Raw genomic sequence first — 15,731 nt, 5'->3', positions numbered from 1 at the left:
GAAAACTTGAAAGAATATTTCAGTATATGAAGAACTCGCGCGAAAATTTCCCACCAATGGCAATTATGTCAGGCGAAAACGCAAAGCACTCGTCAGGCGCGTCCCATAGGCTGCGCCGGAATCAAAGGAGTGAACCGCAATGATCGAGACACCGTACCTGCTGTTTTTGGGCGATGCGCCCGACCAATTGGCGGCCAAAGTGGCAGTTGGCATCAAAGACTGGCGCCCGGAAAACGCTGTGGGCCAATATCGGATGGACGGCTGCAAGGCCGATCTGGGCCTGACGGACATGACCCTGACCGAAGCAAAAGAGGCGGGCGCTAAGACTCTGGTCATCGGTGTGGCCAACCGTGGCGGTGTGATCAGCCAGGAATGGAAAAAGGTTCTGGTGATGGCGCTGGAGGAAGGCTTTGATCTGGCGTCTGGCCTGCACAACCTGCTGCGCGACGAGCCCGATCTGGTTGCCGTTGCCGAGGCCACGGGCCGCAAGCTGCACGATGTGCGCGTTCCCGAGGTCGAGTATCCGATCGCAAACGGCATCAAACGCAAGGGCAAGCGGTGTCTGGCAGTTGGCACGGATTGCTCGGTCGGCAAGATGTACACGGCGATGGCAATGGATGCCGAAATGCGCAAGCGTGGCATGAAATCCACCTTCCGTGCCACCGGCCAGACCGGTATTCTGATCACCGGTGACGGTGTGCCGCTGGACGCCGTGATCGCTGACTTCATGGCCGGATCGGTCGAATGGCTGACACCCGACAATGACGACGACCACTGGGACTTGATCGAAGGGCAGGGATCGCTGTTCCACGTGTCCTACTCCGGTGTGACCATGGCGCTAATCCACGGCGGCCAGCCGGACGCACTGATCCTGAGCCACGAGCCGACCCGTGAGCATATGCGCGGTCTGCCGACCTATACTTTGCCGACGCTTGAAAACCTGCGCGACACAGCGCTGGCACTTGCCAAGGTTGCAAACCCTGATTGTCAGGTCGTGGGTGTCTCGGTCAACACACAGCACATGAGCGAAGAGGACGCCATCGCCTATCTGGCGAAGGTCGAGGCCGATATGGGTCTGCCCGCCACTGATCCGTTCCGCTTTGGTCCGGGCAAACTGGTCGACGCGCTGGCCGCGTTGTGATCAATAGACCCCGCCAGAGGTCTCTCTGGCGGGGAAATCTTGAATGAATAAAGGAGTGGGCGCGTGCAGATTGACGTCTCTCGTGATGTATTCCGGTTGGCTCAGGTCTTTACGATCTCGCGCGGGTCTAGGACCGAAGCGAATGTGCTGACTGTACGTGTATCGGATGGCGCGCATCAGGGGTGGGGCGAATGTGTTCCCTACGCGCGGTATAGTGAGACGCTGGAGTCGGTCGAGGACGAAATTACCGGTTTGCCCCGGATGTTTGATCGAGCGCAGTTGACGGATCTGTTGCCCGCTGGTGCCGCCCGCAATGCGGTAGACTGTGCGCTGTGGGATCTTGAGGCGAAGCGCGCCGGAAAACGTGCATGGGAACTGGCCGGACTGCCCGCGCCCGGCCCAGAGATCACCGCCTACACCTTGTCGTTGGACACGCCGGAAAAGATGCAGGCACAGGCGGCTGAGAACGCGTATCGTCCGCTGTTGAAGATCAAGTTGGGCACGCCAGACGACATGCCTCGTCTGGAAGCCGTACGCGCAGGTGCCCCTGACGCCAAGATCATCGTCGACGCCAATGAGGGCTGGTCGGCCGAAGTCTATGCCGATCTGGCACCGCATCTGGTGCGGCTGGGAGTTGCGCTGGTCGAACAGCCTCTGCCAGCCGGGGAAGATGACGCCCTGATCGGGATGGATCGCCCGGTGCCGGTGTGTGCCGATGAATCGTGCCATGACCGCAGCAGCCTGCCCGCGATGAAGGGCAAGTATGACGTAGTAAACATCAAGCTCGACAAGACTGGCGGTTTGACCGAGGCGCTGGCCCTGCGTGAACAGGCGCTGGCCGAGGGTTACAAAGTTATGGTCGGATGCATGGTCGGCAGTTCGCTGGCTATGGCGCCCGCGACACTGCTGGCGCAGGGTGCGATGGTAACAGACCTTGACGGCCCGCTTCTGTTGGCCGAAGACCGCGACAACCCGCTGAATTTTGATGATGCCGGAGTGCATCCGCCTTTGGCGGCGCTCTGGGGGTGACGAACGCCCGGAAAATGATCCGGTGGATCATTTTCAGTAAGGAACGGGCGAAGCCCTGAGACGAAAAGGATATGACATGACCCGCACCGTTTACGTGAATGGCGAATACCTGCCTGAAACCGAAGCCAAGGTTTCCATTTTTGACCGTGGTTTCCTGTTCGCGGATGCCGTTTACGAAGTCACCAGCGTTCTGGATGGAAAGCTGATCGATTTTGAAGGCCATGCCGTGCGCCTCAAGCGGTCTCTAGACGAGTTGGAGATGGCCGAACCTTGCACCAAGGATGAGCTGCTCGAGATTCACCGCAAGCTGGTTGAGCTGAACGGCATCGAAGAAGGGCTTGTGTACCTGCAGGTCAGCCGTGGATCGGATGGCGACCGGGATTTCGTGTTCCCGTCGGCGGACACCAAGCCCAGTCTGGTTCTGTTCACGCAGAACAAGCCGGGTCTGGCCGACAGCCCAGCGGCGAAAAAAGGTGCAAAGATCATCTCGATCGAGGATATCCGCTGGGGTCGTCGCGATATCAAGACCGTTCAGTTGCTGTACCCGTCGATGGGTAAGATGATGGCCAAGAAAGCGGGCTGCGACGATGCATGGCTGATCGAAGACGGCTATGTCACCGAAGGCACCAGCAACAACGCCTACTACGTGAAAGACAGCAAGATCGTCACCCGCCCGCTGTCGACCGACATTCTGCACGGCATCACGCGTAAAGCCGTGCTGCGCATGGCGGCTGAGGCGCAGATGGAAGTCGAAGAACGTCTGTTCACCATCGACGAAGCGAAAGAGGCGGACGAAGCCTTTACCACCTCGGCCAGTGCGTTCGTCATGCCGGTAGTTGAAATTGACGGTGTAACGCTGGGGGATGGCACGCCGGGCCCGATCGCCAAACGGCTGCGTGAGATTTATCTGGACGAAAGCCGCAAGGCAGCGATCTAAAGCAAAGGCCCGCCGGATTGGCGGGCCTTTTTCGTTTTAGGGGATTAGTCTTTTTTCCCAACATTCTCTTCAAACGCGACCTTGAAGGCGGCCTGTTTTTCAGGGCTTGCGTCGGTTTGATAGTTCGCCTTCCACTCATCCATGGTCATGCCGTAGAAAATCTGGCGGGCTTCGTCCTTGCCCATTTCGATGCCCTTTTCGTTGGCGGCTTCCTGATACCAGCGCGACAGGCAGTTGCGGCAGAACCCGGCCAGATTCATCATGTCGATGTTCTGAACGTCAGTGCGGTCTTCCATCAGGTGCTTTTGCAACCGGCGGAACGCGGCGGCCTGAAGTTCGATTTCGGTTTGCTTTTCCATTGTCGGGCTCCCAATGCGTGTCGTTTGCCTGACCTAACAATCCGAAGGCGTCGTTACAATAAACAGGAAGGGCCAGCAGGCCCTTCCCAGCGATCGATTTCGGTTTTAAGCCAGCTTCAGGGCCAGCCACGGCATTAGGCAGAATACGATGATCAGTATCTTGTAGTTGGCCAGATACCGGAAATAGGCCCTTTTCGCATCGCCAGGCTCCATCTGGAACATCCGGCCGTGTATCTTGGCAGCCCAGTCCTGTGAAACAACGATCATCAGAGTAGTGAACACCAGAAGGGCGAGGTTAAGGACCGTCATCCAGCCGAAGACGGTCGTCAGGAATTCCTGAGTCATGGTCGTCTCCTTTCCCTTAATATATGGGGGCTCGGGATACCCTCACAATAACGTGAGACCCGGAATCGACCTTATTTGACCTGACGTCAAAGACCGCTTTCGCTCAAAGCGTCCTGCAGGATTATGGCCAAACGCTCTGCCCATTCACGCTGTCCGGCATTGTCCGCGATCAGATCATTACGCAGCTCGATCAAGGCGTTAGGTCGGCCATGCGTTGTGCAGTGCCGATCAATTGCGTCACCGGACAGCACGCCAGTATAGGGCTCGTTGACACCAACACACAGGTCTGCTTCGGCCTCAAGACGGTCGATCAACGGGCGCGAGAACCGTTCATCCGGAGTGTGCAGCACCCCGATTTGCCATGGGCGTGGGTCGCGGCCACGCAGTTGGCGGGTGAAGGAATGCATCGACACGATCACCGCATGCGGCAGGCCCGCCATACGTTCCAGCGCCTCGTGATAGGGGCGGTAGCACATGTTCAGACGCCGTTCACGCTCAGACGCGTCTGCGTGGCGGTTGCCGGGGATGATCGAACCGTCATACAGCTTCATCAGCAGGGTGGGGTCATCCTCACCCCGGTTGGGATCAATCACCAGACGTGAGAAATTGGCGGCAATAACTGGCGCGTTCAGGATCTCTCCCAAATGCTTTGACACCTCATACGCGCCCACGTCATAGGCGATGTGACGCTCCATATCCTCGCGCGGCAGGCCGAGGTCTCCGCCGTTGATTTCGGGGGGCACCGTGTTGGTTGCGTGGTCACATGTGATCAGCCAGCGCGAGGGGCGATCAGCGCCGTGGATAAAAAACGGGGAATACGTCATAAGCCTGTCATCTAGTTTGCCGCAGGTGTAGGGCAGTTGCTTCGGAAAGGGAATTGCGCAATAAGCAGCCTGATGCAATGTTTGCGGTAACATTTGTGCGATTCAGACAGAAGACGTGAGGAGAGAAATACCAATGCGACGCCTGAGGAATGTAAAAATCGTGGCGACGCTGGGACCGGCGTCCAATGATTATGACACCATCCGTGCGCTGCACGAGGCCGGGGCAGATGTGTTTCGTCTGAACATGAGCCACGGCAGCCATGATGAGATTCGCGAACGTCACCGGATCATCCGACAGGTGGAAAAGGATCTGGAAAGCCCGATTGCGATTCTGGCTGACCTGCAAGGGCCCAAACTGCGCGTGGGTGAGTTCGCCAATGACGCCGAAGAACTGGAAGAGGGCGCAGCCTTCCGTCTGGACCTTGACGCTACTCCGGGGGACAGAGGCCGCGTTTGTCTGCCGCATCCCGAGATTTTCGCCGCACTTGAACCGGGCGCGCGGCTGTTGGTCAATGACGGCAAAATCCGCCTGATCGTTCAGGATTGTGGCAAAGAATTCGCCAATTGCACGGTGGAGGTCGGAGGCACGATATCGAACCGGAAAGGTGTGAACGTCCCCGATGTGGTTCTTCCGTTGGCCGCGCTGTCTGAAAAAGATCGCGATGATCTGGAGTTTGTCTGTAAATTGGGCGTTGACTGGCTGGGGTTGAGCTTTGTTCAGCGCGCCAAGGACGTCTTTGAGGCCCGGGCACTGGCTGATGGCCGGGCCTCAATCCTGTCCAAGATCGAAAAACCTGCGGCAGTTGAGGCATTTGACGAAATCCTCGATGCCTCGGACGGGATCATGGTGGCCCGCGGCGACCTGGGGGTCGAATTGCCGGTTTCAGCCGTACCGCCGATCCAGAAACGGCTGGTAAGACGATGCCGCGCGGCGGCTAAGCCGGTGATCGTGGCCACTCAGATGTTGGAGAGTATGATCGAAAGCCCGATGCCAACGCGAGCCGAGGTTTCGGACGTCGCGACAGCGATTTATGAAGGCACTGATGCCATCATGCTCAGCGCTGAATCAGCGGCGGGGTCGTATCCAATAGAGGCCGTGCAAACCATGAACAAGGTCGCTATCGAGGTCGAGGCCGATCCGACCTACACCCAGATCATCGCCGCCTCGCGCACCGCAAAGGGCACCACAATTGCTGACGGGATCGTGGCAGCTGCGCGTGAGATTGCTGAAAAGACAGACATCAAGGCCATTTGTTGCTTTACCCAAAGCGGCACAACGGCGCTGTTGACCGCGCGGGAACGTCCCGGTGTGCCGATCATCGCCATGACGCCCGCCACCGGAACAGCACGGCGCCTGTGCCTGAGCTGGGGCTGCCATTGTGTGATGACGCCCGAGCTTGAGCGCTTTAAGGGTGCTGTTGTCAATGCCGCCCGCACTGCCCGCGCCAGTGGGTTTGCGACCGAGACCGATCAGATTGTGGTGACCGCTGGGGTGCCATTCAACGTGCCCGGAACCACTAATATCCTGCGTATTGCGCCCTGTGACGAACGTTTGATTTACAACACAGATCCGGGCTGATGAACTTGCGTCAACGTGCATGCTGCCTCATGGCAGACAGGTCACTTGTCAAGCGACAGGGCTTTTTACGATCTCCATTACAGTAAATGAGCTGGTCTGGTGAATTCCAGGCAGCTTATTAATTTTCTCACCGAGGATATCGCGGAAGTGCGTGATATCCCGCGTGCGGACTGTCAGGAGATAGTCAAACGATCCCGCCACCATTAAGCAGCTTTCAATTTCTGGAATATTGCGGACAGCGTCATTGAACCTGCCAAGAGATTGCTCAGCCGTCGCGGCCAGTGAAACCTGGACAACCGTGACCAAGGCTAGCCCCATTCGCTCTTTATCGACGATGGCACAATAGCCTTTGATGTACCCGTTTTTTTCCAAGCGCTTGACCCGCTCGGAACAGGGGGTATTGGTCAGGTTGACACGTGCCGCAAGATCGACGATCGATAACCTTCCGTTGATTTCCAGCTCTTGCAGGATGCGTTGGTCTATTTTGTCCAATTCTCTATCGATCAGTAAAAATCCCTGAAATTTTAGCGCAAGACGACATTTTTCACTGAATATAGACTAAAATAATCCCCAATTCCTAGTGATTATTCCTGATACTTATCTGAAGACAGCTGCGTCAATGTGTTCCAAGTTTGGCTGTCTTGTCGAGGGCACGGGCCTCGACCCAACGAAAAAAAATTGGAGAACCGACATGACAACAAAAATTGTCATTGGACTGGACGGGACAGAGACCGGGGAGCGCGCGATCGCTTTTGCCAAGGATTTGGCAGGGCGCATCGGTTCATGCGAGTTGCTTGTGGTTTATGTGATCGAATGGTCCCCATTTACTTTTCAAACACCTGAAGAAAATGCTCTGCGCCATAAGCGGCGCGAGGAAGAGGTCGAATTGGCCTCGACACGGATCGTCACCCCTGCGGTGGAAGCTTTGAACGCGGACGGTTTTACGGCCCATGGCATTGTACGCCATGGTGACGTGGCTGAAACGCTGAACGCGATCACAGTCGAAAACGGTGGTACCCAGATCGTCGTCGGACGCGCCTCGGCCGATGGGTTCAAGAAACGGCTCTTTGGCAGCTCGACCCAGAATCTGGTCATGCATGCCGATGTACCGGTCACCGTTGTGAACTGAGCGGAGGGACGAGAATGAATATGCTTAAAAAACTGGGCTTTGCCACAGCGGCTGCCCTGTTCGCCAGCCCCGCTTTGGCCCAAGAGGCGCCGGGTCTGGACGACAAGATCAACCAAGCCTTTGCTGATTTCACCGGGCCGTTCGTTAGCTTTATCTTTGCCCCGTTTCCGGGCACTAGCTTCCCTTGGATCGTGGGTTGGCTGGTCGTCGCGGCCACAGTGTTCACGCTGTATTTTGCCTTTGTGCAGCTGCGGTTCTTTAGTCACGCGATCAGCCTTGTGAAAGGCGACTATTCCGATCCCAACGATGCGGGTGAGGTCAGCCATTTTCAGGCGTTGGCCACGGCGCTTTCAGGAACGGTCGGTTTGGGCAACATCGCTGGTGTGGCGGTGGCCGTCGGGATCGGCGGGCCGGGTGCCACGTTCTGGATGATCGTCGCGGGCCTGCTGGGCATGGCGTCGAAATTCACTGAGTGTACGCTGGGCGTGAAATACCGCAACGAATACGACGACGGCACCGTTTCCGGTGGCCCGATGTATTACATGTCCAAAGGGTTCAGTGAGCTGGGCTTGCCGGGCGGTAAGATCCTGGCTGTTCTGTTTTCGATCTTCTGTATTCTTGGCGCGCTGGGCGGGGGCAACATGTTCCAGGCCAATCAGGCGCACCAACAGATTGCAGGCATTGTCGGGGATTATCCGGGCTGGATTACAGGCCTGGTCTTTGCCGGTATCGTGTTCGCAGTGATCGTGGGCGGCCTGAAATCCATCGCGCGCGTCACCGAAAAGGTCGTGCCGTTCATGGGTGTTATGTACGTGGCGGCAGCACTAGTGATCATCATCATGCACGCAGACCAGATCGGCTGGGCTTTCGGCCAGATCTTCGCGGGTGCCTTCACTGGCCTCGGCATCGCAGGCGGTATGGTTGGGGCGCTGATCCAGGGTTTCCGCCGTGCGGCGTTCTCGAACGAGGCGGGCGTTGGTTCTGCGGCGATTGCCCACTCGGCCGTGCGGACCAAAGAGCCGATCACCGAGGGCTTCGTGTCGCTGCTTGAGCCGTTCATCGATACGGTCGTGATCTGTACAATGACTGCACTGGTGATCATCATCACTCAGCAGCTGATCATCGACCCGGAAACCGGCCTTTACATGCTGACCGAAGATGGTTCGGCTATTGCCACCGTTGATGGTAATTCGGGTGTCAGTCTGACGTCTGCGGCGTTTGGCAGTGCGTTCAGCTGGTTCCCCTATGTTCTTGCGATCGCGGTGGTTCTGTTTGCCTTCTCGACCATGATCAGTTGGTCCTATTATGGCCTCAAGGCCTGGACTTATCTGTTCGGCGAAGGACACACCAAAGAGCTGGTGTTCAAGGTCATCTTCTGCATCTTCGTTGTCATCGGTGCGGCGGCCAACCTTGGTCCTGTCATCGACTTCTCGGATGCGGCGATCTTTGCAATGGCGGTTGTGAACGTCTTTGCGCTCTACTTCCTGATGAAAGTGGTGCGCGAAGAGCTGGCCAGCTATGCAGCCCGCCTGAAAAGCGGCGAAATCCGCAAATTCGAGCACTAAATCACTCCACCGGGGCGGCCAGCGCTGCCCCGGTGGCTGACCACCCTGCGAAAAGCGCAGATTCTGGTCAAAACCCCCTTGCCAGTATGGAAGAACTTGCGTAAACGGCGCTTCTGATCGCGTGACCGGCCAATGTGGCATGCCGAGTCGCGTCAAGTACCGAACCCCGAAAGGAGACGGAAATGCCTAAGATGAAGACAAAGTCGAGCGCCAAGAAGCGCTTTAAGGTGACTGCGACCGGTAAGGTCCTTGCTGGCCAGGCCGGCAAACGGCACGGCATGATCAAGCGGACCAAGAAGTTCATCCGCGACGCCCGTGGCAACACCACCCTGTCCGCCCCCGACGCCAAGATCGTCAAGGGCTACATGCCCTACGACCGCTAAGAGGAGATTAAGAGATGTCCCGCGTTAAAGGTGGAACCGTAACTCACGCCCGTCACAAGAAGGTTATCAAGGCAGCCAAAGGTTACTATGGCCGCCGCAAAAGCACCTTCAAGGTTGCCCGTCAGGCCGTCGACAAGGCCAACCAGTACGCAACCCGCGACCGTAAAAACCGCAAGCGCAACTTCCGCGCGCTGTGGATCCAGCGGATCAACGCTGCTGTGCGTTCGCATGACGAAGCACTGACATATTCCCGCTTCATCAACGGCCTGAACCTGGCCGGTATCGAAGTGGACCGCAAAGTTCTGGCCGACCTGGCCGTGCACGAACCGGAAGCGTTCGGCGCGATCGTCGCCAAAGCTCAGGCCGCTCTGACTGCCTGATCCTCTGAAAAGAGACAGTGAATGAATGAAAGGCCGTCCCTTTGGGGCGGCTTTTTCTTTTCGAGCATTGCAAATGAATGTCTGCTTCGAGCCCAAATTGACCGATGCTGCAATTTGGACAAACGTCCGATATAGAGACGCTTTAAACGTGTTGCCTTACTTCAGCCATACATTCCACGCATCACTGCACTTAAAGCTGCCTTTCCCTAAAAATGATTTCTCAAACAAAATAATTTTACGTAACAAAATTCGGTTGCTCGCCCTTGTTGTAGCTGCGTGTGCAGTTGGGTTGATCATCTATACGCCGATCAAAACGATCTCTCTCAAGGAAGTGGATTCCAAAGTAGATGAATGTGAACGCGCGCAAGATACGGGCATGGAGATCAAAAGGTGCAGGGAAGCGCTGGAGACACTTAACAAGGCGATATCCTATTATGCAGAAGATGAGAATGTCGATGCTCTGTTGAGAGACAGGGCATGGGCTAAGACATTGTTGGATGATCTCGATGGCGCGATGGCTGACACGAATAACGCTCTTGCGCTCGACCCAAACTCAGCTTGGGCATGGTATTGGCGGGGGCGCTTAAACCTGCTGACCGGCGACATGGAAAGTGCCATCGCAGATTTTCGGCAGTCGTCGAAGGTGGATCCTCTTTATTGTGCGACGAATACCCGAGTACGCAGAATGACGCACTTATTCTATAAACTTGGAACAAAAGGCACATCGGTACTGGATGAAACTATAGACAAATTGCGGTATGCCGACCCTCACAATCTGAACTTGGTCTTTGCAAAGTATTTGGCAGACTCGCCCGATGGACCATACAGCGCGGCACATCACGTTCTGGATATAATGATACAATCCACAAATCGCCCTGAGTACCTGATGCTACAACGTGCGAGGATTTATGAACGGACCGAGAAATATGAGAAGGCACTCGCTGACCTCGAAGACATTGCTAAAGATCCAAAGTTTTATGAGCACCTCGGTAGCAAACTAAGAGCGCGAATAAAGGAGCTAAAGGCGGCAGGTAATTCATGCGCTGCTGAAGAATTCAGCCTTCGTAACGTGCAAATCCCGTTTGTGTACAAAGATGCTTTAAAGCTGAAAATCGACGTGCTTAGCCATATGACGAACTGGGATAGCGCTTTAGCGTCTGCGGATGAACTTATTGCATACCGGCCCCGTGCACATATGAATTGGACCAAAAGGGGAAAAATTCTCGAACAGCTTGGTCGCGTAGAAGAAGCCAAAATGAGCTATAAAGAAGCCATTCGTTTGGCAAGACCGGAGAATTACGATGCATCACATGGCACTTCTCCGCCACTCATCGAGGCTTTATTTCGCCTTGCAGCCATTTACGAAGAAGAGGGACGGTCGGCCGAAGCGGAGGCTATGTGGGATGAATCGCTATCGATAGCCGACAACAGTGTGATCTGGGATGTTCAGGAACTGATGAAAAATGCAGGTCACTATACCGGGGACAGAACCGACTTTTTCGATCCAGAAACCAAATCTGCAGTACACGCCTGCTTGAAGGATACCAATTGCAAATGGGAGAGTATCGGGGGCCTACAGTTGCGTTAGCGCAAGCTATTGTGCTTTGCCGAAAAACGACAAAGCGGTCATTTATTGACTTGTGATGAAAGCTCACTTTGTCCCGCAACGCGGACAATCCTAAACAGCGGCTCCATGCGGAATTGGAGTTGGTCCGACGAGCAGCCAGTTAACAAACTTTCGGTCTGAGCGTTTCACCCGATCACATATTCCTGTGTCGGCGCGGGTAGCTGGTCGACATCATCCGCCGCCGCGATTGGGGCGGGTTGCTAATTCCCGCCCTTCTTCACCAACTGCGCAGCGAATGCGACACCCGTACCCGGTCCCACATAGGTGACCATGATCACATCATCCAGATAGACCCCGTTGAATATCCCTGCCGAGACGTCATCGCCCGATATCCCGGCCTCGGCCAGAACAAAGCGGGTGGGGTCATCCAGGCTGAAGGTGCCCATCGCCTCTTCGACGATCCATTCCTTGTCCCCAATGCGGCGCCAGCGGTTGGTGGCGGTGATAAGGTTGCCGTCCAATTTGGTGACTTCCAACTCCATCTCGGTCTGCAGCAGGCCCTTCTCGTGGTTGGGGTTCGATTTGGCGAAGGCCACCAGATAGGTGCCATGCCATGTACCGACGATCTGAGGGAAGCCGCTGCCGTCTTCGGCACTGGCGGGGGCTGCAAGGGCTAGCACAAGGGCGGCGGCAATGCTGCGGAAAAGGTTGAGTGTCATGGGGCGATCTCCTGCAAAGGGTGCCATCAGGCTACCCGAGTTCTGGAAATTGGCAAACCATGGTTTAGAAACAAAAAAACCGGCGCCGAAAGCGCCGGTTTTCATAAGCTTTGTGCAGCGACTTAGCCGAACACACGACCAAGCGCGCCGTCGACGGCGTCGGTGATCTGGTCGATGTCATCTGCCGTTGCGATCAGCGCGGGCGAGAAGCACAGCGTGTTGTTGCGGCTGGGGATCGAGCGGTTGGTGGCACCGATGATGACGCCTTGCGCCATACAATCAGCCACAACGGCCTGAACCTTTTTCTCGTCCATCGGCTCTTTGGTTGAACGGTCTGCGACCAGCTCGGCACCCAGGAACAGGCCCTTGCCACGCACATCGCCGATGACCTTGTGCTTTTCCATCAGCGCCTGCAGGTTGCCCATCATACGGTCACCCATGTCGGCGCAGTTGCCCAGCAGGTTTTCGTCCTGAATGATGCGCATGTTTTCAACCGCAGCTGCCGGGCCGGCGGTGCAGCCACCAAAGGTCGAGATGTCGCGGAAATAGCTCATCGGATCAGCGGCATCGTCCTTGAACATGTCAAAGACTTCCTCGGTGGTGACCATGCAGGCAATCGCCGCATAGCCCGAGGCAACGCCTTTGGCCATGGTCACGAAGTCCGGCTTGATGCCGTATTGCTGATAGCCGAACCAAGTGCCGGTCCGGCCAACGCCGCAGACCACTTCGTCGATGTGCAGCAGCACGTCGTACTTCTTGCAGATTTCCTGCACGCGCTGCCAATAGCCTTCGGGCGCTTCGATCACGCCGCCGCCTGCGGTTACCGGCTCAAGGCACAGGGCGCCAACGGTGTCGGGACCTTCGCGCAGGATGACCTCTTCGATCTGATCTGCGGCCCAGACGCCAAAGTTTTCTTCGGGCGCGCCGTCCAGCTCGTGCTTGCGGTACTCCATGCAGTGGGGCACGCGCACGAAATCGGGCGCGAAGGGGCCGTACTGGGCGTTGCGCTCGTCCTGACCGCCTGCCGACATGGTCGCCAGGGTCGAGCCGTGATAGTCACGGTCGCGGTACAGGATTTTGGTCTTTTTACCGCCATAGCGCTTATGCGCGATCTGACGGACCATCTTGAAGGCCTTCTCGTTCGCCTCAGAGCCCGAGTTGGTGTAGTACACCCGGCTCATGCCCGGCATTTTGTCGATCAGCATTTCGGCAAAAATCGAACCGGGGATCGAACCTGCGGTATTGGCGAAATAGCACAGCTTCATCAGCTGTTCGTAGACCGCCTTACAGATTGATTCGCGGCCATAGCCAACGTTGACGGTCCAAACTCCACCGGACACGGCGTCCAGATGCTCTTTGCCCTTTTGATCCCAAACGCGCATGCCCTTGCCTTCGACAATGATGCGTGGGTCATTGGTTTCAAAGGGTTTATGCTGGATCAGGTGATGCCAGATGTGGGCGCGGTCGGCTTCGACTACGCGGGAAAGATCGTTTTCGTTGAACGTGCCGTCCATGACATGTCCTTTCAATAAAGCTCGTTGCACGGATTGCAGGGGCTATCCCGAACCGGCAGATGTTTTCGATGGCTCAGATCACCTTGAATGGCCTGTCGGAGATAGGGCCAGATTGCACCATCCCGTATTGCCAGTCCATTCCTGAGACGTATTTTTACGGGTTTGTCAGGGGCTCAACTTTGTGCTCAATTCGCGCAAATCGCGATTGGGAGGATCAGCGGATGGGAGCCACACAAATTTACGAGCGTCATCTGGACAAATGCCGGGCCAACTATGTGCCGTTGTCCCCGTTGAGCTTTCTCGAGCGCACAGCGCAGGTTTACCCTGATTACCCCTCGGTTGTGTATGGTGATCGCCGGTATAGCTGGGCCGAGACCTATGCCCGATGCCGCCGTCTGGCGGGCGCATTGGTCGCACGTGGAATAGGGCAGGGCGACACTGTGTCGATTATTGCCGCCAATATCCCTGAAATGTACGAGGCACATTTTGGCGTGCCCATGGCCGGTGCCGTTTTGAACGCGATCAACACGCGTTTGGATGCGGCGATCATTGCCTTCATCCTTAATCACGCGGAATCCAAGGTGCTGCTGGTCGATCCCGAATTTTCGGGTGTGGTGAAAGAGGCGCTGAAACAGGTCGACCACGACCTGCTGGTCATTGATATCGAAGACGCCAGTTTTGAGGGCGGAGAAAAGTTGGGCAACCTGACCTATGACGCCTTGCTGGCAGACAGCGATCCTGAATTTGAGTGGTCCTTGCCCAAAGACGAATGGGACGCGATCACGCTGAATTACACGTCCGGGACAACGGGCAATCCGAAAGGCGTGGTTTATCACCATCGGGGCGCGGCGCTGAACGCACAGTCGGACTTGTTGGATTGGGATATGCCGAAACACGCGGTCTATCTGTGGACCTTGCCGATGTTCCATTGCAATGGCTGGTGTTTTCCATGGGCGATGGCGGCCAATGCGGGCGTTTCGGTCTGTCTGCGCGCGGTGCGGGCCGAGCCGATCTATGCAGCCTTCAGGGATGAGAAGGTCACGCATTTCTGTGGCGCGCCAATTGTGCTGAATATGCTGGCCCATGCACCGGATGAGTTGAAAGACTTTGATCATCAGATCAAGGTGATGACTGCGGGTGCTCCGCCCCCTGCCGCCGTGATTGAAGCGATGGAAGCCATGGGGGTCGAGGTGACCCATGTGTATGGTCTGACCGAGACCTATGGCCCATCGGTGGTCTGCGCCTGGAAAGACGAATGGAACACCAAGGATGCACAGGAACGCGCGGCGCTGAAGGTGCGGCAGGGGGTGCGCTATTCGGCCCTGTCGGGCCTGATGGTGGCCGACCCTGAAACGCTAGAACCTGTACCTGCTGATGGCGAAACCATGGGTGAGATTTTCATGCAGGGCAACGTGGTGATGAAGGGCTATCTGAAAAATCCCGAGGCAACGGACAAAGCCTTTAACGGCGGTTGGTTTGCTTCGGGCGATCTGGGGGTGATGTATCCCGACGGCTATATCGCGCTTAAGGATCGGTCCAAGGACATCATCATTTCAGGGGGCGAGAATATCTCGTCGGTCGAGGTCGAAGGCATCCTGTACAAACACCCAGCAGTGATGGAGGCCGCAGTTGTGGCGCGACCGGACGAAAAATGGGGCGAAACCCCCTGCGCCTTTGTCGAGCTAAAGCCTGACGCCACCGCGACCGAGGCGGAGTTGATCGCATTCTGCCGGGATAACATGGCCCATTTCAAAGCGCCTAAGACAGTGGTGTTCGGAACCTTGCCCAAAACCTCAACTGGGAAGGTTCAGAAGTTTGTCCTGAGGGATCAGGCGCGTACGCTGACCTAAGCGCCCATCTTGTCAAAGATCGAAAGGTTCAGCTCAAGCATCTCACCCATCCAGATGGCCCGGTCCCGATGATCCTCAAGGTGCTGTCCGGTTTCGGGGTGGGTGAAGATGGTCAGGCCCTGCCGGTTCAGCATCAGCCAGGGAATGACCTGATCGAACGCGTCCGGTGCAAAGGCCAGCTGGCAGCTCCAGCGTGGGTGAGGGCCGACATTGCGTTCATGCACGCGACCCATATCAATAGAAAACAGCCCTGCCGCTTCTTCGCAAACCCGTCGTGCGGCATCCACTGTGTCCGCGTCAAAATAGACATGGGCGTGATAGCCGGTGATCTCGGGCATGGCGACCTCATCCATCTGTTTCACAGAAAACCTAGGTCGAACTTGCAGCCATTCCTATCCTCCTCGGCACAC

General features: G+C 56.5%; 17 protein-coding genes. 10 read left to right on the top strand and 7 right to left on the bottom strand.

What is annotated here, in order from left to right; all coding sequences use genetic code 11:
- Window positions 1–139 precede the first annotated feature (139 nt).
- The 3 genes from dgcN (at window position 140) to ACR0LY_RS12010 (ending at window position 3,107) form a co-directional block, all read left to right on the top strand.
- On the top strand, window positions 140–1,141 hold the full coding sequence (dgcN, locus tag ACR0LY_RS12020; RefSeq protein ID WP_170350288.1) for an N-acetyltransferase DgcN: 1,002 nt from the start codon (window positions 140–142) through the stop codon (window positions 1,139–1,141).
- 63 nt (window positions 1,142–1,204) lie between these two features.
- The gene (dgcA, locus tag ACR0LY_RS12015) at window positions 1,205–2,170 is read left to right on the top strand and encodes an N-acetyl-D-Glu racemase DgcA (RefSeq protein WP_170350289.1); all 966 of its coding nucleotides are present in this window, start codon (window positions 1,205–1,207) and stop codon (window positions 2,168–2,170) included.
- A gap of 76 nt (window positions 2,171–2,246) precedes the next feature.
- Window positions 2,247–3,107 (top strand): D-amino-acid transaminase, encoded by an 861-nt coding sequence (locus tag ACR0LY_RS12010; protein ID WP_170350290.1) that lies wholly within the window; start codon window positions 2,247–2,249, stop codon window positions 3,105–3,107.
- A 44-nt stretch (window positions 3,108–3,151) separates the two neighbouring features.
- On the opposite strand, the gene ACR0LY_RS12005 is transcribed toward ACR0LY_RS12010, so the two are convergent.
- The 3 genes from ACR0LY_RS12005 to ACR0LY_RS11995 all read right to left on the bottom strand — a co-directional run bounded on the left by ACR0LY_RS12005 (window position 3,152) and on the right by ACR0LY_RS11995 (window position 4,635).
- Window positions 3,152–3,466 (bottom strand): DUF1244 domain-containing protein, encoded by a 315-nt coding sequence (locus ACR0LY_RS12005; protein WP_170350291.1) that lies wholly within the window; start codon window positions 3,464–3,466, stop codon window positions 3,152–3,154.
- A gap of 105 nt (window positions 3,467–3,571) precedes the next feature.
- The gene (locus ACR0LY_RS12000; protein WP_170350292.1) at window positions 3,572–3,811 is read right to left on the bottom strand and encodes a DUF6868 family protein; all 240 of its coding nucleotides are present in this window, start codon (window positions 3,809–3,811) and stop codon (window positions 3,572–3,574) included.
- A gap of 86 nt (window positions 3,812–3,897) precedes the next feature.
- Window positions 3,898–4,635 carry an N-formylglutamate amidohydrolase gene (locus ACR0LY_RS11995; RefSeq protein ID WP_170350293.1) on the bottom strand — a complete coding sequence of 246 codons (738 nt, stop codon included), beginning with the start codon at window positions 4,633–4,635 and terminating at the stop codon, window positions 3,898–3,900.
- A 133-nt stretch (window positions 4,636–4,768) separates the two neighbouring features.
- Between ACR0LY_RS11995 and pyk the strand changes: the two genes are divergently transcribed.
- The gene (gene pyk / locus ACR0LY_RS11990; RefSeq protein ID WP_170350294.1) at window positions 4,769–6,214 is read left to right on the top strand and encodes a pyruvate kinase; all 1,446 of its coding nucleotides are present in this window, start codon (window positions 4,769–4,771) and stop codon (window positions 6,212–6,214) included.
- Window positions 6,215–6,262: 48 nt separating this feature from the next.
- Here the strand turns inward: pyk and ACR0LY_RS11985 are convergent, their stop codons facing one another.
- Window positions 6,263–6,706 (bottom strand): Lrp/AsnC family transcriptional regulator, encoded by a 444-nt coding sequence (locus ACR0LY_RS11985; protein WP_174818870.1) that lies wholly within the window; start codon window positions 6,704–6,706, stop codon window positions 6,263–6,265.
- A 199-nt stretch (window positions 6,707–6,905) separates the two neighbouring features.
- Between ACR0LY_RS11985 and ACR0LY_RS11980 the strand changes: the two genes are divergently transcribed.
- The 5 genes from ACR0LY_RS11980 to ACR0LY_RS11960 all read left to right on the top strand — a co-directional run bounded on the left by ACR0LY_RS11980 (window position 6,906) and on the right by ACR0LY_RS11960 (window position 11,259).
- Window positions 6,906–7,343: a universal stress protein gene (locus ACR0LY_RS11980; protein WP_170350295.1), complete on the top strand. Its 438-nt coding sequence runs from the start codon at window positions 6,906–6,908 to the stop codon at window positions 7,341–7,343.
- A 14-nt stretch (window positions 7,344–7,357) separates the two neighbouring features.
- Window positions 7,358–8,908 carry an alanine/glycine:cation symporter family protein gene (locus tag ACR0LY_RS11975; RefSeq protein ID WP_170350296.1) on the top strand — a complete coding sequence of 517 codons (1,551 nt, stop codon included), beginning with the start codon at window positions 7,358–7,360 and terminating at the stop codon, window positions 8,906–8,908.
- Window positions 8,909–9,090: 182 nt separating this feature from the next.
- Window positions 9,091–9,291, top strand: a complete 201-nt coding sequence (gene rpmI, locus ACR0LY_RS11970; RefSeq protein ID WP_010443552.1) for a 50S ribosomal protein L35 — start codon at window positions 9,091–9,093, stop codon at window positions 9,289–9,291.
- 14 nt (window positions 9,292–9,305) lie between these two features.
- Window positions 9,306–9,671: a 50S ribosomal protein L20 gene (gene rplT / locus ACR0LY_RS11965; RefSeq protein ID WP_152457001.1), complete on the top strand. Its 366-nt coding sequence runs from the start codon at window positions 9,306–9,308 to the stop codon at window positions 9,669–9,671.
- A 25-nt stretch (window positions 9,672–9,696) separates the two neighbouring features.
- Complete coding sequence (locus tag ACR0LY_RS11960) at window positions 9,697–11,259, top strand: tetratricopeptide repeat protein (RefSeq protein WP_480567209.1); 1,563 nt, start codon at window positions 9,697–9,699, stop codon at window positions 11,257–11,259.
- A gap of 239 nt (window positions 11,260–11,498) precedes the next feature.
- Here ACR0LY_RS11960 and ACR0LY_RS11955 read toward each other — a convergent pair whose 3' ends face one another.
- Window positions 11,499–11,957 carry a hypothetical protein gene (locus tag ACR0LY_RS11955; RefSeq protein ID WP_170350298.1) on the bottom strand — a complete coding sequence of 153 codons (459 nt, stop codon included), beginning with the start codon at window positions 11,955–11,957 and terminating at the stop codon, window positions 11,499–11,501.
- Between the two features lie 122 nt (window positions 11,958–12,079).
- The gene (locus tag ACR0LY_RS11950) at window positions 12,080–13,471 is read right to left on the bottom strand and encodes an aminotransferase family protein (protein ID WP_170350299.1); all 1,392 of its coding nucleotides are present in this window, start codon (window positions 13,469–13,471) and stop codon (window positions 12,080–12,082) included.
- Between the two features lie 221 nt (window positions 13,472–13,692).
- Here ACR0LY_RS11950 and ACR0LY_RS11945 point away from each other — a divergent pair, with 221 nt between their 5' ends.
- Window positions 13,693–15,321: an acyl-CoA synthetase gene (locus ACR0LY_RS11945; protein ID WP_170350300.1), complete on the top strand. Its 1,629-nt coding sequence runs from the start codon at window positions 13,693–13,695 to the stop codon at window positions 15,319–15,321.
- Here ACR0LY_RS11945 and ACR0LY_RS11940 read toward each other — a convergent pair.
- The gene (locus ACR0LY_RS11940) at window positions 15,318–15,674 is read right to left on the bottom strand and encodes a DOPA 4,5-dioxygenase family protein (protein ID WP_254440235.1); all 357 of its coding nucleotides are present in this window, start codon (window positions 15,672–15,674) and stop codon (window positions 15,318–15,320) included. The two genes, ACR0LY_RS11945 and ACR0LY_RS11940, sit on opposite strands and share 4 nt — an antisense overlap.
- Window positions 15,675–15,731: the final 57 nt, after the last annotated feature.

It is taken from the genome of Ruegeria sp. BC5, assembly GCF_056539205.1.
This window is presented reverse-complemented; position numbering and strand designations above follow the sequence as displayed.